Source organism: Burkholderia sp. BCC0419, assembly GCF_902830285.1.
Classification (GTDB): domain Bacteria; phylum Pseudomonadota; class Gammaproteobacteria; order Burkholderiales; family Burkholderiaceae; genus Burkholderia.
Window position 1 is genome coordinate 1 of sequence record NZ_CADESR010000023.1, and the last position, 1,130, is coordinate 1,130.

The 1,130-nt window shown below is 67.6% G+C and carries 1 protein-coding gene; it reads left to right on the forward strand.

Going from position 1 to position 1,130, the window contains the following annotated elements:
- Window positions 1-12: 12 nt before the first annotated feature.
- A partial coding sequence (locus HWW87_RS36840) for an efflux RND transporter periplasmic adaptor subunit (RefSeq protein WP_175824378.1) occupies window positions 13-1,130 on the forward strand: 1,118 nt, incomplete at its 3' end.

Below are 1,130 nucleotides of genomic sequence, written 5' to 3' on the forward strand. Positions count from 1 at the left end.
AGAGGTCGCTCCATGCGCGTCGAACGGGTTCCATACCGCTTAATCACTGTCGCGACGGCCGCCGTTTTCCTGGCCGCGTGCGGGAAAAAAGAATCGGCACCGCCGCCGCAAACGCCGGAAGTCGGCGTCGTCACCGTCCAGCCGCAAGCCGTACCGGTCTTCACCGACCTGCCGGGCCGCACCAGTGCATTCCTCGTCGCGCAAGTGCGCGCACGGGTCGACGGCATCGTGCTGCGTCGTGAATTCACCGAAGGCACCGACGTCAAGGCCGGTCAGCGCCTCTACAAGATCGATCCGGCGCCGTACATCGCGGCGCTGAACAGCGCGAAGGCGACGCTCGCGAAGGCGCAGGCGAACCTCGTCACGCAGAACGCGCTGGTCGCGCGCTACAAGGTGCTGGTCGCCGCGAACGCGGTCAGCAAGCAGGACTACGACAACGCGGTCGCCACGCAAGGCCAGGCCGCGGCGGACGTCGCGGCCGGCAAGGCGGCGGTCGACACCGCGCAGATCAACCTCGGCTATACGGATGTCGTGTCGCCGATCAGCGGCCGCGTCGGCATCTCGCAGGTGACGCCGGGCGCATACGTGCAGGCGAGCCAGGCGACGCTGATGTCGACGGTGCAGCAGCTCGACCCGGTGTACGTCGACCTCACGCAGTCGAGCCTCGAAGGGCTGAAGCTGCGTCAGGACGTGCAGAGCGGTCGCCTGAAGACGAGCGGCCCGGGTGCGGCGAAGGTGTCGCTGATCCTGGAAGACGGCAAGACCTACTCGGAGGCGGGCAAGCTGCAGTTCTCGGACGTGACGGTCGACCAGACCACCGGCTCGGTGACGATCCGCGCGGTCTTCCCGAACCCGGGCCGCGTGCTGCTGCCGGGGATGTTCGTGCGCGCACGGATCGAGGAAGGCGTGAACGAGAACGCGTTCCTGGTGCCGCAGATCGGCGTCACGCACGACCAGAAGGGCCAGGCGATCGCGATGGTGGTGAACGCCAGCAACAAGGTCGAGCCGCGTCCGCTGAAGACCACCGGCATGCAAGGCCAGAACTGGGTCGTCGAAGGCGGTCTGCAGGCGGGCGATCACGTGATCGTGCAAGGCGTCGACAAGGTGCGCCCGGGCGCGACCGTGAAGAC